We start from the raw sequence: 23,023 nt of genomic DNA, 5'->3' as shown, positions 1-23,023 counted from the left end.
CATCGCTGCCTCAATATGTGTAGAACCCTTTCCCTGTCTTTTTGCCCAGGCACCCGGCGTCCACCATTCGGCGGAGGAGGGGACACGGCCGGTACTTCGGGTCCCCAAAACCCTCGTAGAGGATCTCCATGATGTACAGGCACGTGTCGAGCCCGATGAGGTCGGCGAGGGCGAGTGGGCCCATAGGATGGTTCATGCCGAGCCGCATCACGGTGTCGATATCCTCACGGGATGCAACGCCTTCCATGAGGCAATACGCTGCTTCATTGATCATGGGGATGAGGAGCCTGTTGGAGACGAACCCAGGGTAGTCGGAGACCGACACGGGGGTCTTCCCCATCCTTTCCGCGAGGGCCCAGGCGTCCCTTCTCGTCTCGTCCGAAGTGGCCTGGCCTGATATGATCTCCACCAGTTTCATGGCAGGAACAGGATTCATGAAATGCATGCCGATGACCTTCTCCGGCCGTTTCGTGGCGGCCGCAAGCCGCGTGATAGATATGGAAGACGTGTTGGAGGCTATGATGCTCCTGGGCGGCAGGAGGTCGTCCACCCTCCGGAGGACATCCTTCTTGATATCGACGTTCTCCGTGACAGCCTCGATCGCCACGTCGGCGTCGGACGCGAGGGAAAGGTCTGCCCCGACGCGGATCCGTGCGAGCGCTGCGTCCCGTTCCTCGGGTCCCATCTTGCCCTTCTCAACCGCCCGGGAGAGCCCCCGTTCGACGGCGACGAGACCCCTTCGCGCGAGGTCTTCCGAGACGTCCAACATGACTACTTGGACCCCGGCCGCCGCAGCCACTTGTGCTATACCGGACCCCATTTGTCCGGCACCGATCACCGCGAGCCTCGTGACGTCCATCAGCATGCCCCCTTCCGTTACGGATCTGATTTGCGCTTTGGGAAAGCGCTGGCGCATCCCTTGCATCCCTTGAATCTTTCTGCGTCTAGGACTCGATCCCTTCAAAAAGCGGGCGAAGGATGAGCGTGCGGCCCGGCTTTACGTGCGAGGTTGATGCGGGCTTGGACGAACCCCGTGGTTCGTTGGCCGACTCAAGGGCCGCTCGTGCGCCTCGTATGTATGAAGGGAAGCGAGGGACCGACGGCGTGCAATCTTTTGCACGCCGCGGCCCGCGAGGACTGCACGGATTTGCACGCAGCCTGCCGTCATCCGGCCGGCGCTGCCTGGTCTGCGGGCGATCGCGGGCATCAGGGTCGTCGAGGGGAATGGCATGACACTTGCATGGGATCAACTTACGGCCACCGCGCGCAAGGCCTCTCGGCCCACATGAACAGGCTGGCGACAAGCCGACAACCTGGCAGGCCTGCCCGGGTCTGCGGCGGGAGACGATCTGAAGGTGGAAACGTTGCAGGTCCTCGTGATTAATCCCGGCTCCACTGCCACCAGGATTGCCCTGTACACCCCGTCCGGTCCGCTTTTCGAGAGGAAGCTTGTCCACGATCACAAAACGCTCGCCTCGTTTTCCAGCATCATGGACCAATTCGAGTATCGACTGTCCGAGGTCATTGCCGCCCTGAAGGAGGCGGCCGTGGAACCGGATTCGGTCGCGGCGGTCGTGGCTCGTGGTGGTCTTTTGCGGCCTTGCGCCGGCGGCACTTACGTCGTGAGCGACAGGATGCTGGAGGACCTTCGGAACCAGGTGCAAGGGCCCCACGCCTCGAACCTCGGGGGCATCATCGCCCGCGCGATAGCGGACGCCTGGGGCGTGCCGGCCTATGTAGTGGACCCGGTGTCGTGCGACGAGTTCGAGCCTCTGGCCAGGGTGTCGGGCCTGCCGGAGCTTCCCAGGCGCAGTCTGAGCCACGCGCTGAATATCAAGGCCACGCTGAGGCAGGCGGCGCGGGAGATGCAGGCGGACCTCGATGTCGCAAACTACATCGTCGCGCACCTGGGCGGGGGCATATCTGTGGCGGCGTGCCGTGGCGGGCGCATCATCGACGTGAACAACGCCAATGAGCAGGGTCCCTACAGTCCGGAGCGGGCGGGTGGGGTGCCTGTGGTCCCGCTTGTCCGGCTCGCCTATTCCGGCAAGTACACAAGAGAGGAGCTCGTGAGGAGACTCGTTGGACGAGGGGGCATCGCGGCTTATCTTGGGACGTCAGACGCGGTCGAGGTCGAAGCGAGAATCGCCCGCGGTGATGAGTTCGCGCGGCTCGTGTATGAGGGAATGGCTTATCAGGTGGCCAAAGAGATCGGTGCGATGGCTTGCGTGCTCGCTGGCGACGTGGACGCCGTTCTCATAACGGGAGGCCTCGCGAATGCGACCCGTCTCGTGGACATGATCCGGAGTCGGATCGAATTCATCGCCGAGGTAAGGGTCTATCCGGGCGAGAGAGAGATGGAAGCCCTCGCAATGGGGGCTTTCAGAGTCCTTCGCGGTGAGGAGGAGCTTGGGACTTACGAATGAAGGGGGGACGGATTTGGGGGCCGGAGTCATAAGGAGCCTTGATGACCTCGCGAAGGCGGCGAGGGAGGTGGGCCCGAGGACGTGCGCCGTGGTGGCTGCAGCAGACCCGGAAGTGCTCCTGGCAGCAGACGAGGCGTCGCGGCGGGGGATAGCGAGGTGTATCCTCATTGGGGATCCCGTGGCCATAGGCAAAGCCGCCGCCGAAAGCGACATCGACCTGTCGTCCCACGAGCTCGTGGAGGAGAGGGACACACTTGCGGCGGTTCGCGCAGGCGTTGCCATGGTCAGCGCGGGGAAGGCGGACCTTCTGATGAAGGGGCTTGTGAGCACGGCGGATGTTCTCAGGGCGGTTCTTGACAAGGAGGTCGGTCTTCGTACAGGGCGACTGCTTTCGCACGTGTCTGTGTTCGAAGTGCCCAGGTTCGAGCGTCTCCTCATCTTCAGCGACGGAGCGATGAACATCGCGCCCGGGCTTGCTGAGAAAGCGCAGATCACGCAGAACGCCATTGACGTGGCGCATGCGCTCGGAATCGCGGAACCGCGCGTTGCGGCATTGGCGGCTGTGGAGAACGTGAATCCCGACATGCCCGCGACCATCGATGCCGCGTGTCTCGCCAAGATGTCTGAACGCGGGCAGATCAAAGGAGCGATCGTGGACGGTCCGCTTGCGCTGGACAACGCCATATCGGCTGCAGCTGCGAACCATAAGGGCATCTCGAGCCCGGTCGCCGGCCGAGCGGACATACTCATCGTGCCGGACATCGAGACGGGCAATGTGTTCTACAAGGCGCTCGTCTATCTTGCAGGCGGGTGCGCTGCGAGCGTCGTGGTGGGCGCGAGGGCGCCCGTGGTGGTCACGTCGAGGTCCGACTCTCACATGGCGAAGGTGTACTCGCTCGCCCTCGGAGTGCTTCTGTCGAGGTGAGGTGGGGGATCGGAAGGGGTCGGCTTGTCGGGATTGCCAGCTTGTCGGGATGCGGCGTTACCCAGGTTGACACCTGGAGGAATACGGACGCGCCCAAAGGAGGAGATCCGGAATTGAAGCTCTTTGAAGAGATGGGACGCTACGGGTTTGAACAAGTGGTCTTTGCGACCGACGAGGTCTCGGGGCTGCGGGCCATCATAGCGATTCATGATACAACCCTCGGCCCTGCCCTCGGCGGGTGTAGGATGTGGCCCTACTCGTCCGAAGAGGAGGCGCTCACCGACGCCTTGCGACTCGCCCGGGGTATGACGTACAAGAATGCCGCTGCCGGCCTCGATTTCGGCGGGGGCAAAGCGGTTATCATCGGAGATCCGCGCAAAGACAAGTCAGAGGCGCTCTTCCGCGCGTTCGGGAGGTTCGTGGATACGCTCGGCGGACGGTACATCACGGCCGAGGATGTGGGCGTGAGTGTGGAAGACATGGAGACCGTGCACATGGAGACCGACCACGTGCTGGGTCTATCTGCGACGACCGGCTCAAGTGGCGACCCGTCGCCCGTCACGGCGTTCGGGGTCGTGCGCGGCATGAAGGCTTGTGCGCTGGAGGTCTTCGGAAGCGACTCGCTCAAAGACAAGACCGTCGTGGTCCAGGGAGTGGGCCACGTGGGCTACCATGTGGTGAGGTATCTTGTCGAGGAAGGGGCGAAGGTATACATCGCCGACATCTACGAGGACCGGGTCAAGAAGGCGGCTGACGATTTCGGGGCGAAGCCCGTTCCCTATGACAAGGTGTTCGATGTCGAGTGTGACGTGTTTTGCCCGTGTGCCCTTGGCGCGGTGATAAACGACGAGACGCTCCCGAGGCTTAAGTGCAAGATCGTGGCCGGGGCCGCGAACAACCAGCTCAAAGAGGATCGGCACGGCGACGCCCTGGAGGATGCAGGGATACTCTATGCGCCCGATTATATCATCAACGCGGGAGGAGTGATAAACGTCGCTGACGAATTCTACGGTTACAACAGGGAAAGGGCCTTGCGCAAAGCGGCGGGCATTTATGACAACGTCCTGAAGGTGATAGCGATAGCGGAGCGGGACGGGATTCCGACGTACAAGGCGGCGGCCCGGCTCGCGGAAGAAAGAATCGAGAAACTGGGCAAGATTCGTAAAGTGTACGTGCCCGCGTAAGGCGGTCAAGGTGACCCGGGCCGGGAGCATGTGTGCGGCTTTCGCTTTCAGCAGGACCGGCGGAGCTTGACGGCTCATCCGGGCTAAGGATGAAAGACCTTGCAGGGTGCGAGCTCGAGCTCCGCCGAAGCCGATGGCTCTCCCCGGCACGCTGAGGCGCCGTCCGGCAAACTCGGGATGAAGAGGGGGCGCAGTGTATGGCGCGCACAGAAGGCGTTGCGCCTGAGGCTAAGCCCAGCGAACACGGTGGTTTCCGTATTCTCGTGATCAACCCCGGCTCAACTTCGACCAAGATCGCCGTCTACCTTGATGACCATGTGGTTTTCCAGGAGACTATCTCCCATGACAGCGCGGAGCTGGCGAAGCTCGGCGACGTCTGGGCGCAGTATCGCATGAGGCTTGACGCTATCTTCGAAGCCCTTGAAAGACACAAAGAGCCCGTGAGCGGGTTCGACGCAGTGGCGGGTCGCGGAGGCATTCTCAAGCCTGTGGAGAGCGGAGTGTACGAGGTGAACGACGAGATGGTGCGCGACCTCACCAGTGGAGGGTCGGTGTCCCACGCCTCGAACCTTGGCGCGCTTCTGGCGCGGGAGATCGCGGCCCGGGCGGGGGTGCGAGCATTCATCGCAGACCCCGTGGTCGTCGACGAGCTATGGGATGTTGCGAGGCTTTCGGGGCTGCCTGAGATTCCGCGACGCACCATCTTCCACGCGCTCAATCACAAGGCCGTCGCCAGGAAGGCGGCGAGGGACATGGGCTCGCGGTACGAAGACCTGAACCTCGTCGTGGCGCATCTGGGCGGCGGCATCAGCGTCGGCGCCCACCTCAAAGGACGGGTGGTCGACGTAAGCAACGGCCTGGACGGTGAGGGCCCGTTCACTCCCGAAAGAGCGGGCGCTCTTCCCACCCTCGGCGTGGTGGACCTCTGCTTTTCCGGCAAGTACACCGAGGATGAGATGAGAAGAAAGCTCGTGGGCGGAGGAGGGCTTGTGGCGTACCTCGGAACCAGCAACGCTGCGGAGGTCGAACGGCGCATCGATGCAGGCGACGAGCGTGCCGCGTTTGTGTACGAGGCCATGGCGTACCAGGTCGCCAAGGAAATAGGGGCGTACGCGGCCGTGCTTTCAGGGGAGGTTGATGCTATAATCCTCACGGGGGGTCTCGCGCACTCGCGCCGCCTGGTGGACTGGATACGCGATAGAGTGAGCTTTATAGCTCCAGTCATGGTGTACCCGGGCGAAAACGAGATGCAGGCGCTCGCCGAGGCCTCTCTACGCGTCCTCAGGGGCGAGGAGCAGGCCAAGGCGTACAGGTAGGAGGTTGGCAAGATGCCCAAAGTCGTGTTCAATGAGGAGCGGTGCAAAGGGTGCGAGCTGTGCGTAACCTTCTGTCCGCGGAAAGCCCTGACCATGGCCGAGCACTTCAACAGCAAGGGATTTCATCCGGCCACTATAACAGATGAGGAACGATGCAACTCGTGCACCGCGTGCGCCCGGATGTGCCCTGAAGTGGCCATCGAAGTCTACAGATAGGGGGGAGGGCGCATGGCTGAGAAGGTTCTGATGAAAGGGAACGAGGCGGTGGCTGAGGCCGCCATTATGGCAGGTTGTAGGTGCTTTTTCGGGTACCCGATAACACCGCAGAACGAGATCCCCGAGTACATGGCTAGGCGCATGCCGGAGGTTGGAGGGGTGTTCCTGCAGGCCGAAAGCGAGGTCGCGGGAAGCAACATGGTCTACGGTGCCGCGTGCGCGGGGGCGCGGGTCATGACCACCTCATCGAGCCCGGGGATAAGCCTCATGCAGGAGGCTATCTCGTACATGGCCGGCGCGGAGCTCCCGTGCGTTATCGTGAACATCGTGCGCGGAGGGCCCGGGCTCGGCGGCATACAGGGGGCGCAGTCAGATTACTTCCAGGCGACCAAGGGGGGCGGTCACGGGGATTATCACCTTCTGGTGCTCGCCCCGTGCACGGTTCAGGAACTCGTGAACCTCACCATGGAGGCCTTCGACCTCGCGGACATGTACCGTAACCCCGTGATGATCCTCGGCGATGCCATCCTAGGTCAGATGATGGAGCCCGTGGAGATGCCCGAGCCGCGGCCCACGGCGGACCTCCCTGCGAAGACATGGGCCACCACCGGCGCTTGCGGCAGGCCGAAGAACGTGATAACGTCGCTCTTTCTCGACCCGGCGAAGCTTGAGAAGCACAACCTTCGGCTTGCGGAGAAGTACAGGCGCATGGCCGCGGAGCAGGTGCGTTACGCCACGTACATGACGGAGGACGCGGACGTGGTCCTGGTGGCTTACGGGACTACGGCCCGTATCGCGCGCGCTGCACTCGAGAGGGCCAGGGAGCGCGGGCTGCGGGTCGGTCTCTTCCGGCCGATAAGCTTGTGGCCGTTCCCATACGAGGCGCTCGCCGCCGCAACCGCCGGGGCAGCACATGTGCTGGTAGTGGAGATGAGCCTCGGTCAGATGATCGAGGACGTTCGGCTTGCTTGCGGTGAAACCAAGCCCGTGCACTTCTATGGGAGAACCGGAGGCATGAGCCCCTCGCCCAGGGAGATAATGGACGAGATCGTCAAGATCGTGGAGAAGGGGGCGTGAAGAATGCAGAAGCTGTTCGGGCGACCTGAGGCGCTGGCGGACGTGCCAACCCATTACTGTCCGGGGTGCACCCACGGCATCATCCATCGACTCATCGCCGAGGTCATCGACGAGCTCGGCGTGCGTGAGCGGGCCATAGGGATCTCGCCGGTCGGATGCGCTGTGCTGGCGTATGAGTATTTCAACTGTGACTTCGTTGAGGCGTCCCACGGCAGGGCGCCCGCGGTGGCGACCGGGATCAAGCGTGCCCTGCCGAACGCGGTCGTCTTTAGCTATCAGGGCGACGGGGACCTCGCTTCGATCGGAGCGGGCGAGATAGTGCACGCGGCTTCGAGGGGCGAGAAGATCACCGTCATCTTTGTCAACAACGCCATATACGGCATGACCGGCGGGCAGATGGCCCCCACGACCCTTCCTGGCCAGAAGACCACCACGTCTCCAAAGGGACGCGATCCCGAGGTGGCCGGTCACCCGATAAGAGTGTGCGAGCTCCTGTCGTCGCTTTCTGGGGTCGCGTACATCGCCCGCGTTTCTGTGACGAGCCCTGCCAACGTCGCGAAGGCCAAGCGCGCACTGAAGAAGGCGTTCGAGACGCAGCTCGAGGGGAAGGGGTTCAGCCTCGTGGAATTCCTGTCCACGTGCCCCACGAACTGGGGGATGACCCCTGCTGAGGCCCTGAAGTGGGTGGATGACAAGATGGCCGTGTATTACCCGCTTGGGGAATACACCAAGGTACCGGAGGTGGGCTAGGCATGCACGAGGAGGTCATCTTCGCGGGATTCGGCGGGCAGGGCGTGCTCCTCATGGGACAGCTCGTGACATACGCCGGAATGATGGAAGGCCGGAACGTGACCTGGATGCCGTCGTACGGACCGGAAATGCGCGGCGGCACGGCCAATTGTGGCGTGGTGGTGTCGGAGAGAGAGATCGCTTCGCCCCTTGTGAGTGAGCCCACGAGCGTGGTCGCGATGAACAGGCCGTCTCTGGAGAAATTCCAGGGCATGGTGACTCCTGGCGGCCTCATCATATATAACAGCTCTCTCGTGGACGTCAAGCCTGCGAGGAACGATGTCAGGGTGCTTGCGGTCCCCGCGAACGAGATAGCCAATGACATCGGCGACACGAGAGTGGCGAACATGGTGGCTCTCGGTGCGTACCTTGGTGTGACGGGCGTGGTGAGCGTCGACACGGTGCTTGAGGCGATGAACAAGGTGCTTCCGGAGCGCCGCCACGGGCTCATCCCGCTCAACGAGAAAGCCCTCGCAAAGGGAATGGACCTCGCGGCCGCGGCCCTCAAGGCAGGGTGACGCGCGAGACTCTGATCGCAGACCGAACGGGCCCGGCCTGTCGTACGCCCACCTATCGTGGCCTATTGAGGCCTGATGAGGTCGGGGTTCCTTTCCAGGGGAGTGTCGATGCCAACATGGCCGCCGATGCTCTCCTCTTTTTTGCCTTCGACAAGGATCTGCACCCTTGTAATCCCGGGGAATTCCGTGAGGGTATTCACGATCGACCAGACAAGCAGCTCTTCAGTGCGGCTGCCGCCGGGGAAACGGGTCCGGATCTCGCTTGAGAAGTCGGCGGTCGCGAGATCCCCGCTGGCGGTGACACCTAACACCCTCGTCCCTTCCGGGATGAGCCTCTCCAGGCCAGTCTCGGGCGCGGGCCCCCTTGCGAGCAGTTCCACCGCACCGCGCATAGCATCGGTCCCTGCGGGCACCGCAGCCTTGACTGGCACGAGGTACGAGTCAGTGAGCGTGGTGCGGGCATAGTACACGGTCACCTGAGCAGCGGGCTGGGGAGCCACGGCGGCCGTCTTGATCTCCGAGACGCGCTTCGAGAGCGCTGCGAGGTCGGTGAAGACCCGGTCGAGGTCCTTCTCCACACGCGCAAGGTCACGGGCGAGCCTCATGGAAGAGCCCACGGACCAGCCCGCAAGCGCGAGGGCGATGAAGATCGCGATCCAAAACTGCCACCTGCTCACGCTGATTCCTCCTGATCGGGGACGTTACTAGCTAGTAGTTCGCCACAAGTTCGCGCTGCTTTTCAGCGCGCAAGCCCTGCCTAAGGCTATCGGCCTTGCCCTCCGGGGACGGCGCGCCCGCGGCGTGCCTCGTTCGGATTTGCCGCGCAGGCCTGCCGAATCGTCGACGCCCCGTCGTGCAGGCACCGGCGTCCCTAGTGCCCTCAAGAAAAGAGACGAGAACTTATGGCACCATACTCACTAGAGAGGCGGGTGCGTGCCTGAACTCCCACTCAATCACTATCGAGTATGCTGCCCCCGGCTCGGGGAAGATATTCTAAGCGGACCGCCACAAGGCTGCGCCGCTCTTCAGCGTGCAACCCCGGCCCAGAGTTGCCGGTCTTGCCGGACAGGGAGGCGAGCTTGCAGTGCGTCTCATTGGAATTCCGCGCGCAGCCTAGCGAGATTCCAGATGCCCGTCGCGCAAGCGCCGGAAGGAAACCCTAAGTGAGGGCGCGTTAGTCTTTGCCCCGTTTTCACCGGTCGCCGCGTTGCCGGTGTTGGGCAACCCATCCCAATGATCATGATCGGAAGCATTTTCGCACCTCCACTTAGCGCCGTCAAGAAGGGAGACGAAAACCTGTGGCACCACATTTGGCGCACGACACCAGTTCTCACTGTACAACATACGACACGGGGCGCCGTACCCCTGCACGAGGGTCCTTCAGCGCTGCGGCGACCGGCGCGTTGGTGAGGGCGAGGACCGGCGTGGTGAAGTCGGTTACGCCATTCGGTCCAGGGGTGGCCAAGGCTGACGTGGTTTGCGACGGCCAGCCTGCGGAGGCGTTGTGTTACGAGGCGTTGACCGGTCCGTGTGCGCCGGGCGACGAGGTCGTCCTGAACACCACCGCGGTGGAGCTTGGCCTCGGCACTGGGGGCCACCACTTCGTGATGTGGGTGATCGGCAGGACGCGTTTGGACATGCGAGCGGGTCCAGGCCACATAATGAAGGTCCGCTACACGCCGGTGCAGGTCCGGTGCTTGGCCGTCGAGGAGGAGGCGAGCCCGCACCGGCGGGAGATAGAGGCGTTTCGCTCACTGGGTGGGATACCGGTGGTCGCTTGTGAGCTTCACAGCATGATCGCGCCTGCTGCGGCCGGGATAAAGGAGGCTGCGGGCGGAGCGGCGCGGGTCGTATACGTGATGACGGACGGAGGAGCCTTACCAGTTGCGTACAGCACGCTCGTGCCGGCCCTAAAGAAGAGAGGCCTCGTCGACTCGGTCATCACCTGCGGCCACGCGTTCGGCGGCGACCTCGAGGCCGTGACGGTCTACTCTGCCCTCGCTGCGGCGCGAGCGTGCGCCCGTGCTGACGCCGTCATCGTAGGCATGGGCCCTGGGCAAGCAGGCACGGGGACGAAGTACGGGTTCTCCGGAATCGAGCAGGGACAAGTGGTAAACGCGGCGTATTCTCTCGGAGGGACGCCGGTCATTGTCCCCAGGGTGAGTTTCTCGGACGAGCGTGCGAGGCATTTCGGGGTGAGCCACCACACCCTCACGGTGCTTTCTGAGATCGCCCTGGTACCTTGCCTTGTAGCCTTGCCAGAGCTGCATCGCAGCGAGTGGCGCCGCCTCATGGCTCAACTTGCCGAGCACGGGATAGACCGGCGGCACGTCATTCTCACCGAGGACGGACGGCCGGCTGTCGACAGGCTCAACCGGGAAGGCATCCGCGTCACGTCCATGGGGAGGGGGCCAGACGAGGACCCGGTGTTCTTCCTGGCAGCGGGCGCTGCGGGCATGCTCGCGGGGAAGATCGCACAAGCGGTGCGCTGAACCTTTGACATAGTCTCAGCGCTTCGTGGCAGGCGACAGAAGGTCGCCGAGGGTGGCGTGACTCTTGGAAAGGGCGGCAAGGGCCCGCAGGACCTCCCTGGGTTTTCCGGCTATCCAGATGGCGTGCCCGTGCATGATAACGGTCATGCGCAAATCAGCCTCCCGTACCTTACGCTTCTTCGTTCGAGTTTGGCGCTTAAGACAGCCGAATTCCCTACGCCCCGTCGTGCAAGCACCGGCAACCCTGGGCAGGACCGCCCCGCCGGAGAGCAGCGCGAACCTGTGGCGACATACTTAGCAACCCGCACAAGTGCGGCGACGACCTGTGCCCCGCACGTAGTTAGGATACGCATCTTTGGGCCGTGTGATGCCACCGGCCCACGATCTTGGAGGGATCGAGATTGGACGAACCAAACCTTGTGGAAAGGCAGCTGCGCTCTACGACGGTGTACAGCGGGAGCGTCCTGCGGCTGCGCGTGGACGATGTGGAGCTTCCGTCGGGCAGGCGGTCGCGGCGCGAAGTCGTGGAACATCCGGGCGGGGTTGCGGTGGTCGCTGTAGACCACGACAGCTCGGTGATCCTTGTGCGTCAATTCAGGTACCCGGTTCGGTCAGCTCTATGGGAGATCCCCGCGGGGAAGCTCGAGCCAGGCGAGGACCCTCTTCGGTGCGCCGCGCGCGAGCTCGAGGAAGAGACTGGTTACCGGGCGGGCGTCCTCGAGGAAGTCGTGCCGTTCTACACGTCCCCGGGGTTCTGTGATGAGGTGCTGCACCTTTTCTTTGCGAGGAGCCTTGAGCCGGGAGATGAGAGGCCCGATGAGGACGAGGTCATCGAGACCAGGCGAGTGTCCCGCGCGGAGCTAGATGACATGATAGCGAGGGGTGAGATCAGAGACGGCAAGACCCTCCTCGGCCTCTTCATGGCGATAGCGAGAGGGCTCGTTTAGCCGGGAATATCGCCGTGGGTGCGGACATACACATCTAGGGAGGTAGTCCGGAGGAGGGTGGTGTGATGCTGGACGATTCGCGTTCCCTTCTCGCGCCTTCCGGCGATTCCCTGAGGCGGCACCTGCCCGTCCTCGTCCTGGTCATGTTCATGTTTGTGATGGGGGTCATCTTCGGCTCCCTTTCGGTGAAGGCATTGCCCGAGAGCCAAAGAGCGGAGTTGGCTGAGGACCTCATGGTTTTTTTCAGGGGCTTCGGAGGCCAGGGACAGGGCCAGGCTGGCGGGGCGGCTGCGTCCAGGCAGGCGCTGTACAATAACCTTAAGACCGTCGCGTTGGCCCTGGTGTTAGGGCTCACCGTCATTGGGGCTCCCGGCATCCTGGTTCTGCTGTTCCTGAGAGGCTTCGTCATCGGATTCACCGTGGGTTTCCTCGTCGACGAGATGGGTGCCAAGGGGGTCATCCTGGCGGCCGCGTCTGTGCTCCCCCAGCATGTCTTCATAATCCCTGCGATACTGGCGGCGTGCGAGGTTTCGCTCGCGTTTGCGGTGACTCTCGCCGTGGACAGGCTGAGCCAGAGGAGAACCCAAATCTACCCGCAATTCGTCTTCACGGCGGCCGTGTGTCTCGGAGCCGTGATCCTCCTAGTCATCGGGAGCGTCGCGGACACGTACGTAGCACCGGCGTTCATCAGGCTGGTATCCAAGTACCTGCTTTAGGCATGTCGCCGAAGGCTCGCGCTACTTCCCGGCGGAGGGGCCACGCCCGGGGTTGCCGATGTTCAACGCCGGCGACCGGCAACTGCTAGGAATGAGGCAAGGGCCACCGCACCCTCACTTAGGCGTAGTTCGCCAGAGCAGGGACAGGCTGGGTCCGGCCTCTGGCCTGACCTTGAATGCTCTCGTGGGACCACTGGGACGGCCGACAACTCACGAAGTCACGAGGCGAGGGAAAACGCGTGACCTCATGCCCAGGCGGCACGCCCGAGCTTGTCCTCCGGCCCCGCGCAGGAAATTGCGGCCACCCTTGCATGGTGTTATACTGGAAACAGCGGGCAAGCGTGGCAGGTCTGGATTTGTCCCGCGACGGAGGCGAGGGCGGCGTGATCCTGTTGGACGAATTCCTCGCATACCTAGCGGTGGAACGGGGCCTTGCGCAGAACAGCCTGGAATCGTACGCTAGGGACCTGAACCAATTCACCAGTTTCGTGGAGGAGTGCCAGGGCAGAACGCTGGACGAGGTCACGCAGGACACCATCATGGCGTACATCGAGCATCTCAAGCGGCAGGGAAAGGCCGCGTCCAGCGTGTGTAGGCAGCTCGCGGCGATCAGAGGGTTTTATCGGTTCCTCGATCGCGAGGGCAAGATCCAGCGGGATCCCACGGTGAACCTCGGCTCTCCCAAGCAGGAACGGCGTCTTCCAGGCGTCCTCAGCCTCGAGGAGGTCGGCCGGCTTCTCGAAATGCCTAGCACTGAGGCCCCGGCAGGGGTGAGGGACAAGGCGATGCTGGAGGTGCTTTATGCGACCGGCATGCGCGTGTCGGAGCTTGTATCGCTCGATATCGGCGACCTGAACGTCGAGATGGGCTACGTGAGGTGCTTGGGGAAGGGAGCCAAGGAGAGGATCGTTCCTGTTGGCCGCGTGGCGTCGGGCTGGGTGCGCGCTTATCTCCGTTCTGCAAGGCCGCTCTTGGTGCGGAACCACGCTGAGAACGCGCTCTTCGTGAACGCCCGCGGCAGAAGAATGACCAGGCAGGGCTTTTGGAAGATAATCAAGGCGTACGCCGCGAAGGCGGGCATACAGAAGCGGGTGACGCCCCATACCCTGCGTCACTGTTTCGCGACGCACCTTCTCGAGAATGGCGCAGACCTGCGGTCCGTCCAGGAGATGCTGGGACATGTCGACATCGCGACGACGCAGGTCTATACGCACCTTGCCAAGGGCAAGCTTAAGGAGATATACGACTCTGCGCACCCGAGGGCAAGAGTAGAGGGCGCGCCAGCAGCGTCGACGGATCGTCCCGGAGACGTGGCCGGCGACGATTCCGCCGTCGGAGAGCCGCGTCCGTTCGGATCCACGAGCGTGAACGCTGCCGCGGGGGCGCAGAGGAAGGCGCCGGCTCCCGCGTTGGCGCGATCACGAGGAGGGAAAACGCGCGATGAGGCCGTATGACATCATCCTCAAGAAGAGGCGGGGCGAGGAACTCTCCCGTGAGGAGATAACGTTCCTCGTGGACGGATTCACGCGGGGGGATATCCCGGATTACCAGATGTCGGCGTGGTGCATGGCTGTGTTCTTCCAGGGGATGAGCGCGCGCGAAACGCGCGACCTCACGATAGCCATGGCGAGGTCAGGGGAGACCGTGGACCTTTCGGCGATCCGCGGAGTCAAGGTGGACAAACACAGCACCGGCGGGGTCGGCGACAAGACAACGCTCGTTCTGGCGCCCCTCGTGGCTGCGGCGGGGGTGCCGGTGGCGAAGATGTCCGGTCGCGGGCTTGGGCATACCGGCGGCACCCTCGACAAGCTTGAGTCGATCCCCGGGTTCCGTGTGGACCTTTCCAAGGACGCGTTCGTCCGCAACGTGAACTCCATTGGTGTCGCCGTGGTCGGCCAGACCGCGGCGGTGGCGCCGGCCGACAAGAAGCTGTATGCGCTGCGCGATGTCACGGCCACGGTAGACAGCATGCCGCTCATAGCGAGCAGCGTGTGCAGCAAGAAACTGGCGTGCGGCTCCGACGCCATCGTGTTCGACGTGAAGGCTGGCAGCGGGGCGTTCATGAAGTCGGACGAGGACGCAGTGGCTCTGGCGCATTTGATGGTGGAGATCGTGGAGGGGGCAGGCCGGAGGGCCGCGGCTGTCGTGAGCGACATGAGCCAGCCTCTAGGGCTTGCTGTGGGGAATGCGCTGGAGGTCAGGGAGGCCATCGATGCGCTTCGGGGGCAGGGGCCGTCCGATCTAATCGAGCTTTGTTTGACCCTTGGGTCGCTCATGCTCGTGCTGGGCGGGGCGGCTTCCGACACCGACCGAGCCCGGGAGCTCCTTGGCAGGCTCCTTGAAAACGGGTCAGCTCTCGCCAAATTTGCCGAGTTTGTGGCGGCGCAAGGCGGAGACGCGACCGTATGCGAACGTCCTGAGATCCTTCCGCGCGCAGCGCACACCGTGCCCGTTCCGAGTCATGCGTCGGGCTACGTCAGCGCGATCGACGCAGAGCGGGTCGGCGTCGCCGCGATGATACTCGGTGCGGGGCGGCGAGTCAAGGACGAGGCAATCGACCCCGCGGCCGGGCTTGTCGTGGAGAAGAAGATCGGCCAGGAGGTGGCCGCAGGGGAGCCGCTTGCTCTTCTGCATACGAATAACGCTGCCAGCATCGAGGAAGCGTCGCGCCTTGTGTCATCGGCGTATACGATCTCCCAGTCGCCTCCGTCTCCGCCGCTCTTGGTGAAACGGGTTATCGGCGCCCAGCGCTGACGCAGCGCGGGGCTTCGCAGGTCTTCAGGGCCATCAGGCAAGTTGCCGGATTCTGACGCCCCGTCGTGCAGTCACAGGTAGCCCGTTCCCGGCGTGACGAGCGGTTCCGCTAGTGGCTTGGTGCGGTCCGCTTTGCGGCGCACGCATGCCCTGCGCGGGGCCGAGGCGGACACTTTTGACGGCACCGCGGCGTTGAGAAGCGGCGCGGGCTTACGAGATCTGTCTACATCCTACATCGTGTGCGGCCGCCTAAGTGGCGTGAGACGCGCAACCTTCGACGTTCATCACCCCGGGTATCTCGCTGAGCTGCGATGCTGCCATGGGTCTTCCCCTCTGGGCGGATTCGGGTATATACCTGCATCCGCCCGAATATGTACCTGATCGAGAGCTTTCGATGGTCCTCGAGGGTGCGGGAGGGGATGCAAGATGCATGCGCGGAGAGTGCCGACGGGTATCGCTCTTGCGACGCTCGCGGTTGCCGTGGTCTACGTGTGGAGCGCCGCGCTACCCGTTCAAGTGGCAGCCCAGGAGAAACAGCAAGGCCCGGCCCCAAGCGTGTCGATCACTGCTGGCTCGGCGGTGCTCATGGACGCCGTGTCAGGGAGGGTTCTCTTTGAAAAGGAGCCCGACAAGAGGATGGCGCCCGCGAGCATTACAAAGATCATGACCATGCTCCTCGCGATGGAAGCGATAGAGCAGGGGAAAGTCAGCCTGGATGACATGGTGGTCACAAGCGAGCACGCTATGGAGATGGGAGGGTCCCAGATCTGGCTCGAGGTCGGGGAGGAGATGAGCCTCGCTGACCTCTTGAAGGCCATCGCCATCGTGTCTGCGAATGACGCGAGCGTGGCTGTGGCAGAGCACATCGCCGGGAGCGAAGAGGCTTTCGTGGACATGATGAACCAGCGCGCCCGCGAACTGGGGATGACTGGCACCCATTTCGCCAATTGCCACGGGCTTCCTCAGCGAGACCATTACACGACCGCGCGCGACATCGCCATCATGTCCCGCGCCCTGCTCCGCTACCCGAAAGTACACGAGTGGTTCACTACTTGGATCGACTACGTGCGGGGCGGCAAGAACATTCTCGTGAACACCAACAGGCTTATCAAGTCCTACGAGGGGGCTGATGGCCTCAAGACCGGTTTTACGGAGGAAGCGGGGTACTGCCTGTCAGCCACGGCGAAGAGAGGAGGCCTAAGGCTCATAGCGGTCGTATTGAACGTGGCCGATTCTCAGCTCCGGTTCAAGGAGGCGTCGGCTCTCCTGGATTTCGGGTTCAGACATTACGCCGGCGTCGAGATCGCGTCGCAGGGCCAGGTCATGGCACAACTGGACGTGGCGCGCGGCGTGGTCGAGAAAGTCGACATCGTCGCGAAGGATCCCCTTGTTGCCGTGGTGCGTCGCGGCGAGGAGGGCAAGGTAACGAGCGAGATGATCCTTCCGGAGAGGATCAACGCCCCGGTGCAGAAGGGACAGAAGGTCGGGGATCTCATTGCGCGTCTGGAGGACGGGACCGAGGTCGCGCGGGTCGACCTTGTAGCTGCGGAGGAGGTGAAGCGCGGGAGCGTGTTCAGGGTGCTGTTTCGTGCCACCCGCAACATGCTGAGAGCGCTCTTCCGGGTGGGGAAGGACTGAACCTAGGCTCATCTAGGTATGGCGCTGTGAGCTTTCGCCTGATTTCCTGGCAACCCCGACAGCACCTACCTCACGCGAAGGGTGGCCGCGAACTCCCGGCGATGTGCTTAGGCTGCAAACGATCCAACCGCTGGCCGGGTTCAGCTGTTGGAAACAACGCGTGGCGGGCGACAGGCGACGCCGCGCGTTTTTGCTTGCTCGGGGAGGACTCGCGGTAGAGCTGTAGAATAAAACCGGTCGGGAGCGTCCAAATGGCAGTATATGGAAGGATGTAGCGGGAGGGCTACGCATGAGGACCGAGACCAGGGCCATCGGAAACGTTCTTGTGGTTCGCCTCTCGGGAGAGCTCGATCTTGGGACTGCACCCGATTTCCGTGGAAGGGTTGAGGAGGAGCTCGACGCAAGGCCCGACGTCACCTGTATGTTCCTGGTGCTGCGCGACGTGACGTTCATCGACAGCTCGGGCCTGGGCGTCATCCTCGGCAGGTACAAGCGGCTTCGCGCCCGCGGCGGCAGCCTTGTCGCGGTGTCGCCGTCTCCGCAGGTTCGCAAGGTCTTCGAGCTCTCGGGCCTGGCGACCATCATCCCCGTGTGCGAGACCGAGGACGAGGCATGGGCGCGGGCATCGGGGGTGTGACGGGATGGGCGCGACGAACCATGTGACGTTCGAGTTTCCCGCCATCGCGCAGAACGTCGAGTTTGCCAGGGTAGCGGTAGCGTGCTTCGCATCGCAGATCGACTCGTTCACAGTGGAAGAGATAGACGACATCAAGCTCATAGTCTCCGAGGCCGTCTCCAACGTCGTGCTCCATGGATATGACAACCCCGGCGGCCCCGTGCGCATCCGCGCATCCATCGACGGCGAGGTGCTCACGGTCACCGTTGAGGATAGCGGCCGCGGAATCGCCGACGTCGAGCAGGCCCGCCGGCCTGCGTTCACGACGTCCCCCGACCGAATGGGCATGGGGTTCACTATCATGGAGGCCCTGTCCGACACCCTTGATGTGTGGTCCAGGCCAGGGGCCGGAGTTCGGGTCACCATGACCAAGGCTCCGCGCATGGCAGGGAGCGAGGAGCATGGACCGCGGTCTTGAAGGTGTGCGGTTCCCCGATACTCCTCTTCTGTCCGACGAGGAGGTTCGCGAGCTTGCCGCGCGTATCCGCGGCGGGGACGCGGGGGCCCGCGAGGAGCTTGTCTCGAGGAACCTGCGGCTCGTGATGAGCATAGTCAGCCGGTTCTCGCAGAGGTCGAGCGACCCAGAGGACCTGTTTCAGGTGGGCTGCCTGGGGCTGCTGCATGCGGCTGACAGGTTCGACCCATCGCTCGGCGTTCGCTTTTCGACGTACGCGGTTCCGGTCATAATGGGGGAAATAAGGCGTCACCTGCGCGATACCGGGGCTGTGAGAGTCGGAAGGAGCCTTCGGGAGCGAGCTGCCCGGGTGGAGGCTGCCAGGGAAAGGCTCCGGGCGTCTTTCGGCCGCGAGCCCACCGTGGAGGAAGTCGCCACCGAAACCGGCTTGTCCCGTGAAGAGGTTGCGGAGACCCGCGAGGCGTTTCAACCCGTTCTGTCCCTTTCAGAGGCTGTCTCCGAAGAAAGCCCCGGCCCGCTCGAGGAGCAGATTGCGACCGGTGAATCCTTCGCAGACGAGAAGGTCGAGTCCATCGCTCTAGAGCAGGCCATGACAAGGCTGAACCCGTCGGAACGCGCCGTGCTTAAGCTGAGGTTCTTTGACGAGATGAAACAGGTGGAGGTCGCCCGGGCCTTGGGCATATCGCAGCCCCAGGTCTCGAAGATCGAGCAGAGGGCTCTTCGCCGCTTGAGACAAGAGCTGACCTGAACCCGAAGAGGACGGCGGCTGAGACGCGCGGCGCTGCAGCCGCGCGCATATGTACAAGCGACCCTGGACCGCAAAAGCGAAGACGTGGCGGCACGCAGACGACGGAACGCCCTGCACTGGCCCTTCTCATACGGTGCGGGGCTTCGCGCTTCTCTGCGGCATTCGCCGGGGCACCCGCGGTGGCGAAGCACCCCGGGAATTAAAGCCTGACGCTGTGAGCATAATTACTTGGGAGAAAGGGGGTCGCTTGAGAGTGCCAGTAGTGAAGATAGTTGAGCTCATGGGAGAGTCCCCAACGAGCTGGGAGGACGCGGTGAACCAGGCTGTCAGGGCCGCATCCCAGACCATCAGGAACATCACTGGGGTCGAGGTAACGAACATGACCGCGTCCGTGGACGACGGCAAGGTCACAAAGTACAAAGCCGACGTTCACATCGCGTTTGCGGTGGACGGGACGTGATGTCGAGCTCGGCGAGGAGAGATCTACGGTGGCGTCGGAGAAAGCGAAGAAGCAGGTGTCGAACCTGCCGCACATGACCCAAGCCTCGCAAGAAGAAAAGAGACGGCAGCTGGCTTACAAGGAGCTCGTCCAGAAAAGGAAGCCGAGGCCGCGTTACCTGCGCAACGTGCTCGTGGCCTTCGTGGTCGGCGGCGCCATAGCTATCCTCGGACAGGTCGTGCTCGAGTTCTTCAAATCCCGCGGCCTCGATCTCAACGCTGCGTCCGCTCCAACCCTTGCTGTCATGATCCTCGTGGGCGTGGTGGCGACGGGCCTTGGGATCTATGATGAGCTCGGCGAATTCGCGGGCGCCGGGGCGGCCGTGCCCATAACCGGGTTCGCCAATACCATAGTCGCTGCTGCCATGGATTTCAAACGCGAGGGATGGGTTCTCGGCATGGGCGCGAAGATGTTCATCATCGCCGGGCCCGTCATAGTTTACGCGACTCTCGCAGGCGTCGCGGTGGCGGCCATCAAGTTCATAGCCTCGCCGTGATGAAGGAGGCCAGAGGACCGTGCCCGCCAAGAAGCTCGGCAGAAGCACCGTCAAGTTCGCTAGCCCGCCGATCATCGTGGGGACAGGGACGGTCGTGGGGCCGGTAGAGGGCAAGGGGCCACTGGCTTCCGACTTCGACGTCGTCCTGCCGGACCACGCGTACGGCGAGAGAACGCCCGAGAAAAGTGAGACGAAGATCCTGGAGCAAGCCGCGAAGATCGCCATCGAACGTGCTAAGATCGAGAAGAGCATGGTGGACTATTACATGGCTGGCGATCTTCTCAACCAGATAATCTCCGCAGGCTATTCGGCGAGGCAGCTTTCCATCCCATACTTCGGCCTATACGGCGCGTGCTCCACGTGCGCGATGAGCCTCGCGCTCGCGGGGATGGTGATCGATGGCGGCTTCGCCGACTACGTCCTGGTCGCTTGCTCGAGCCATTACCAGACCGCTGAGCGGCAGTACAGGTATCCGATAGAATTGAACATCCAGCGCAAGACCACATCACAGTATACGGTCACCGGCGCGGGAGCGGCGGTGCTCGCTTCGTCGGGAACGGGTCCGAAGCTGACGCACGCGACTGTTGGAAAGGTGGTAGACCTCGGCCTCAAGGACGTGCACGACATGGGAGGCGCGATGGCGCCAGCTGCCGCTGACACGCTTCTCACGCACTTTGCCGACACCGGCCGTGGCCCCAAGGATTACGACCTCATACTCACGGGCGATCTTGCGTCCTTCGGAAGTGAAATGCTGAAGGAGCTGGTGAGAGACAACGGCGTTGAGCTCGGCGCCAATTACAGGGACTGCGGCCTCATGCTGTTTGACACCAAGTCGCAGCATGTCGGGGCAGGAGGCAGTGGATGCGCGTGCTCTGCGGTGGTGACGTTTGGGCACGTCCTGAAGGAGATGGAGAAGGGCACGTACAAGAATGTGCTCCTCGTTGCTACCGGGGCTCTCATGAGCCCTCTCAGCTGCCAACAGGGCGAATCCATACCCTGCGTGGCGCATGCCGTGGTGATCGAAGCGTGACATGAATACATGAATGGACGCGAGGCGGGCGGCCTGGCCGGTTCAACGTTGCGAGGACGTGAGCTCTGTATTAGGCATGAGACGTGCGACTCAAGAACGGAGGAGAATCTGTGACGTACCTGTACGCGTTTCTTGTAGGCGGCGCCATATGCGCCATAGGCCAGCTCATCCTGGACTTTACGAACCTCACTCCTGGTCACATGCTGGTCATACTCACCGTGGCAGGAGCGATCGCGGGCGGCCTCGACCTGTACGAGCCGCTGCTCAAGTTCGCTGGTGCCGGGGCCTTGGTTCCCGTCTCGGGCTTTGGGGCATCGATCGCCCGGGGTGCGCTGGCGGAGGCGAAGCGCATGGGGATCCTTGGGCTTTTCACGGGCGTCTTCGAGTACACAGGGATGGGCATAGCTGTCGCCGTGTTTTTCGGGACGCTGGTCGCGCTCATCGCCAATCCTAAGTCGTGAGGATGTGAGGGCCACTTGGCGAAAAAGAGGGTCATCGTGGTAACCGACGGCGATGGGAGGGCCAAGGCCGCCGCAAGACAGGCGGCCCGGAACCTTGGCCTGCACTATATCGAGAGGTCCGCAGGGACTCCAACCCTCACAAGCGGGGCCGCGCTCGCCGCCATGGCGAAACAGGCGCCCGTGGAGCCCGTCATAGTGATGTTTGATGACCACGGAAAGAAAGGCAAGGGCCTCGGAGAACGCGCGCTCGAGGAGTTTGCGGCCGACCCGGAGATCGAGATAGTCGGCGCGGTCGCGGTGGCATCGAACACCAAGAGCGATCGTCCCGTGACGGTGGACGAGTCCGTCACGAAGGAGGGCGAGGTAACGGGCGGGCCCGTCGGGAAGTCGGGGTCTCCCGAGCCGCCCGGGCACAAGCGGCTTGAGGGCGATACCGTTGGGATCCTCTCTCGCCTCGAGATCCCGAAGATCGTGGGGGTGGGGGATCTCGGCAAGATGGATAGCCAGGATGCCGTCGAGAAGGGTGCGCTTATCACGACGAGGGCGATCCGTGAGATCCTCGATGAACAGCAGATGTAGCGGCGCCCGGCAGGCGCCGTGGGCCGGGGAGGAGAACTCGGGAACCTATCGACGAAGCGTTTCAAGCAAGGGAGGTGGCATATCGTCGTGGGAGAGGTCGTGGGGATTCCTCGTGCCCTTCTTTACTACCACTATTACCCCATGTGGAAGGCGTTCTTCGAGTCCCTGGGCGGGACCGTCGTGACCTCTGGTGAGACGACAAGGGCGATTCTGGACGCCGGCATAAAGGTCACGGTGGACGAGGCGTGCCTTCCAGTCAAGGTCTTCCACGGACACGTGCTCGCGCTTGCGGGGAAGTGCGACTACGTGTTCGTGCCGAGGCTCGTGTCCGTTGAGAGACGGGCCTTCATCTGTCCGAAGTTCATGGGCCTACCTGACATGATCCGGTGCAACTGCCGCGACGCACCGAGGATCATCGACTCGTGCATCAACCTGAGCAGAACCACCAGAGAGTATGTCCGCGCCGTCCTTGCCACGGGAAGGATGTTCACGCGTAGCACGCTTAGGATCTTCGCCGCGCACAGGAAAGGGCGGGCTGCCCTCACGCGGTACGGACGGTGCCTGGAGAGCGGGATGACTCCCGACGAGGCTATGGCCTTCATGGGCGTTGCGCCTCTTTCTGATGAACTCGCCCAGAGGGCCGTGGCCGCTGCGTCGTCGACGTCCGGCGTCGCACGCGGCGGTGGCGGGGCCGCGAACGTCGTCATCGGGCTCGTGGGACATCCGTACATCATCTACGACTCGTTCGTGAGCATGAACGTCATACGCCGGCTACGAGAGATGGGGGCGACCGTCATAACGGCGGACATGCTCCCCTGGGCTGTGACCGAGCGCGAAGCTGCGCGATTCCCGAAGAGGGTCTTCTGGACCATCGGGAGGAGGCTCCTCGGGGCGGGGTTCCATTTCCTGAGGTCGGGCACGGTCCATGGTTGCCTGCACATGAGCGCCTTCGCGTGCGGGCCAGAGTCGCTCATTGGCGACATCCTCGAGCGCGAAGCAGTGCGTCACAGAGATGTGCCGTTCGCCACCATAACGGTGGACGAGCATACGGGCGAGGCAGGCGTCCTCACGAGGCTCGAGGCGTTCGTAGACGTCGTGACGCGAAGGAGAAAGCAGTGATA

General features: G+C 63.1%; 25 protein-coding genes. 23 read left to right on the top strand and 2 right to left on the bottom strand.

What is annotated here, in order from left to right; translation table 11 throughout:
- Nucleotides 1–10: 10 nt before the first annotated feature.
- A complete protein-coding gene (locus tag GX515_11610) occupies nt 11–859 on the bottom strand; it encodes a 3-hydroxybutyryl-CoA dehydrogenase (protein ID HHY33640.1) in 849 nt (282 codons plus the stop codon).
- Nucleotides 860–1,349: 490 nt separating this feature from the next.
- Between GX515_11610 and buk (GX515_11605) the strand changes: the two genes are divergently transcribed.
- The 8 genes from buk (GX515_11605) to GX515_11570 all read left to right on the top strand — a co-directional run bounded on the left by buk (GX515_11605) (nt 1,350) and on the right by GX515_11570 (nt 8,451).
- Nucleotides 1,350–2,426, top strand: a complete 1,077-nt coding sequence (buk, locus tag GX515_11605; GenBank protein ID HHY33639.1) for a butyrate kinase — start codon at nt 1,350–1,352, stop codon at nt 2,424–2,426.
- A 28-nt stretch (nt 2,427–2,454) separates the two neighbouring features.
- Nucleotides 2,455–3,351: a phosphate butyryltransferase gene (locus GX515_11600; GenBank protein HHY33638.1), complete on the top strand. Its 897-nt coding sequence runs from the start codon at nt 2,455–2,457 to the stop codon at nt 3,349–3,351.
- Nucleotides 3,352–3,464: 113 nt separating this feature from the next.
- Nucleotides 3,465–4,535, top strand: a complete 1,071-nt coding sequence (locus GX515_11595; GenBank protein HHY33637.1) for a Glu/Leu/Phe/Val dehydrogenase — start codon at nt 3,465–3,467, stop codon at nt 4,533–4,535.
- Nucleotides 4,536–4,732: 197 nt separating this feature from the next.
- The gene (gene buk / locus GX515_11590) at nt 4,733–5,851 is read left to right on the top strand and encodes a butyrate kinase (GenBank protein HHY33636.1); all 1,119 of its coding nucleotides are present in this window, start codon (nt 4,733–4,735) and stop codon (nt 5,849–5,851) included.
- Between the two features lie 12 nt (nt 5,852–5,863).
- Nucleotides 5,864–6,067 (top strand): 4Fe-4S binding protein, encoded by a 204-nt coding sequence (locus GX515_11585; GenBank protein HHY33635.1) that lies wholly within the window; start codon nt 5,864–5,866, stop codon nt 6,065–6,067.
- Nucleotides 6,068–6,079: 12 nt separating this feature from the next.
- Nucleotides 6,080–7,144: a 3-methyl-2-oxobutanoate dehydrogenase subunit VorB gene (locus GX515_11580; protein ID HHY33634.1), complete on the top strand. Its 1,065-nt coding sequence runs from the start codon at nt 6,080–6,082 to the stop codon at nt 7,142–7,144.
- A gap of 3 nt (nt 7,145–7,147) precedes the next feature.
- Entirely contained in the window at nt 7,148–7,894 is a 747-nt protein-coding gene (locus tag GX515_11575; GenBank protein HHY33633.1) for a 2-oxoglutarate oxidoreductase, read from the top strand.
- 2 nt (nt 7,895–7,896) lie between these two features.
- Nucleotides 7,897–8,451, top strand: coding sequence for a 2-oxoacid:ferredoxin oxidoreductase subunit gamma (locus GX515_11570; GenBank protein ID HHY33632.1), 555 nt, complete (start codon nt 7,897–7,899; stop codon nt 8,449–8,451).
- A gap of 62 nt (nt 8,452–8,513) precedes the next feature.
- On the opposite strand, the gene GX515_11565 is transcribed toward GX515_11570, so the two are convergent.
- Entirely contained in the window at nt 8,514–9,128 is a 615-nt protein-coding gene (locus GX515_11565; protein HHY33631.1) for a GerMN domain-containing protein, read from the bottom strand.
- 726 nt (nt 9,129–9,854) lie between these two features.
- On the opposite strand from GX515_11565, the gene GX515_11560 reads away from it, so the two are divergent.
- From GX515_11560 to GX515_11490, 15 genes are all read left to right on the top strand, one after another.
- The gene (locus GX515_11560; protein ID HHY33630.1) at nt 9,855–10,943 is read left to right on the top strand and encodes a DUF3866 family protein; all 1,089 of its coding nucleotides are present in this window, start codon (nt 9,855–9,857) and stop codon (nt 10,941–10,943) included.
- A gap of 401 nt (nt 10,944–11,344) precedes the next feature.
- Nucleotides 11,345–11,890, top strand: coding sequence for an NUDIX hydrolase (locus GX515_11555; protein ID HHY33629.1), 546 nt, complete (start codon nt 11,345–11,347; stop codon nt 11,888–11,890).
- Between the two features lie 65 nt (nt 11,891–11,955).
- Nucleotides 11,956–12,606, top strand: a complete 651-nt coding sequence (gene spoIIM / locus GX515_11550; GenBank protein HHY33628.1) for a stage II sporulation protein M — start codon at nt 11,956–11,958, stop codon at nt 12,604–12,606.
- 311 nt (nt 12,607–12,917) lie between these two features.
- Nucleotides 12,918–14,060, top strand: coding sequence for a site-specific tyrosine recombinase XerD (gene xerD, locus GX515_11545; GenBank protein ID HHY33627.1), 1,143 nt, complete (start codon nt 12,918–12,920; stop codon nt 14,058–14,060).
- The gene (locus GX515_11540) at nt 14,047–15,360 is read left to right on the top strand and encodes a pyrimidine-nucleoside phosphorylase (GenBank protein ID HHY33626.1); all 1,314 of its coding nucleotides are present in this window, start codon (nt 14,047–14,049) and stop codon (nt 15,358–15,360) included. Before xerD ends, GX515_11540 begins: the two co-directional genes overlap by 14 nt.
- Nucleotides 15,361–15,786: 426 nt before the next feature.
- Nucleotides 15,787–16,998, top strand: a complete 1,212-nt coding sequence (locus GX515_11535) for a D-alanyl-D-alanine carboxypeptidase (protein ID HHY33625.1) — start codon at nt 15,787–15,789, stop codon at nt 16,996–16,998.
- 289 nt (nt 16,999–17,287) lie between these two features.
- Nucleotides 17,288–17,635, top strand: a complete 348-nt coding sequence (locus GX515_11530; protein ID HHY33624.1) for an anti-sigma factor antagonist — start codon at nt 17,288–17,290, stop codon at nt 17,633–17,635.
- Between the two features lie 4 nt (nt 17,636–17,639).
- Nucleotides 17,640–18,092 (top strand): anti-sigma F factor, encoded by a 453-nt coding sequence (locus GX515_11525; protein ID HHY33623.1) that lies wholly within the window; start codon nt 17,640–17,642, stop codon nt 18,090–18,092.
- Complete coding sequence (locus tag GX515_11520) at nt 18,076–18,837, top strand: SigB/SigF/SigG family RNA polymerase sigma factor (protein ID HHY33622.1); 762 nt, start codon at nt 18,076–18,078, stop codon at nt 18,835–18,837. The genes GX515_11525 and GX515_11520 overlap by 17 nt, the downstream gene beginning before the upstream one ends.
- Before the next feature lie 253 nt (nt 18,838–19,090).
- A complete protein-coding gene (locus GX515_11515) occupies nt 19,091–19,297 on the top strand; it encodes a dodecin domain-containing protein (GenBank protein HHY33621.1) in 207 nt (68 codons plus the stop codon).
- Nucleotides 19,298–19,370: 73 nt separating this feature from the next.
- A complete protein-coding gene (locus GX515_11510) occupies nt 19,371–19,832 on the top strand; it encodes a SpoVA/SpoVAEb family sporulation membrane protein (GenBank protein ID HHY33620.1) in 462 nt (153 codons plus the stop codon).
- 19 nt (nt 19,833–19,851) lie between these two features.
- On the top strand, nt 19,852–20,862 hold the full coding sequence (spoVAD, locus tag GX515_11505) for a stage V sporulation protein AD (GenBank protein ID HHY33619.1): 1,011 nt from the start codon (nt 19,852–19,854) through the stop codon (nt 20,860–20,862).
- Nucleotides 20,863–20,972: 110 nt separating this feature from the next.
- Complete coding sequence (spoVAE, locus tag GX515_11500; protein ID HHY33618.1) at nt 20,973–21,323, top strand: stage V sporulation protein AE; 351 nt, start codon at nt 20,973–20,975, stop codon at nt 21,321–21,323.
- Nucleotides 21,324–21,338: 15 nt separating this feature from the next.
- Complete coding sequence (locus tag GX515_11495; protein ID HHY33617.1) at nt 21,339–21,902, top strand: stage V sporulation protein AE; 564 nt, start codon at nt 21,339–21,341, stop codon at nt 21,900–21,902.
- Nucleotides 21,903–21,989: 87 nt separating this feature from the next.
- Nucleotides 21,990–23,021, top strand: a complete 1,032-nt coding sequence (locus GX515_11490) for a hypothetical protein (protein HHY33616.1) — start codon at nt 21,990–21,992, stop codon at nt 23,019–23,021.
- Nucleotides 23,022–23,023: the final 2 nt, after the last annotated feature.

It is taken from the genome of Bacillota bacterium (assembly GCA_012842395.1).
Lineage (GTDB): Bacteria > Bacillota > SHA-98 > UBA4971 > UBA4971 > UBA6256.
This window is presented reverse-complemented; position numbering and strand designations above follow the sequence as displayed.

Coding starts and splice junctions, on each gene's coding strand:
- GX515_11610 (HHY33640.1), bottom strand. CDS start 859: ATGGACGTCACGAGGCTCGCGGTGATCGGTGCCGGACAAATGGGGTCC.
- buk (HHY33636.1), top strand. CDS start 4,733: ATGGCGCGCACAGAAGGCGTTGCGCCTGAGGCTAAGCCCAGCGAACAC.
- GX515_11585 (HHY33635.1), top strand. CDS start 5,864: ATGCCCAAAGTCGTGTTCAATGAGGAGCGGTGCAAAGGGTGCGAGCTG.
- GX515_11580 (HHY33634.1), top strand. CDS start 6,080: ATGGCTGAGAAGGTTCTGATGAAAGGGAACGAGGCGGTGGCTGAGGCC.
- GX515_11575 (HHY33633.1), top strand. CDS start 7,148: ATGCAGAAGCTGTTCGGGCGACCTGAGGCGCTGGCGGACGTGCCAACC.
- GX515_11570 (HHY33632.1), top strand. CDS start 7,897: ATGCACGAGGAGGTCATCTTCGCGGGATTCGGCGGGCAGGGCGTGCTC.
- spoIIM (HHY33628.1), top strand. CDS start 11,956: ATGCTGGACGATTCGCGTTCCCTTCTCGCGCCTTCCGGCGATTCCCTG.
- xerD (HHY33627.1), top strand. CDS start 12,918: ATGGTGTTATACTGGAAACAGCGGGCAAGCGTGGCAGGTCTGGATTTG.
- GX515_11540 (HHY33626.1), top strand. CDS start 14,047: ATGAGGCCGTATGACATCATCCTCAAGAAGAGGCGGGGCGAGGAACTC.
- GX515_11535 (HHY33625.1), top strand. CDS start 15,787: ATGCATGCGCGGAGAGTGCCGACGGGTATCGCTCTTGCGACGCTCGCG.
- GX515_11530 (HHY33624.1), top strand. CDS start 17,288: ATGAGGACCGAGACCAGGGCCATCGGAAACGTTCTTGTGGTTCGCCTC.
- GX515_11525 (HHY33623.1), top strand. CDS start 17,640: ATGGGCGCGACGAACCATGTGACGTTCGAGTTTCCCGCCATCGCGCAG.
- GX515_11520 (HHY33622.1), top strand. CDS start 18,076: ATGGACCGCGGTCTTGAAGGTGTGCGGTTCCCCGATACTCCTCTTCTG.
- GX515_11510 (HHY33620.1), top strand. CDS start 19,371: ATGACCCAAGCCTCGCAAGAAGAAAAGAGACGGCAGCTGGCTTACAAG.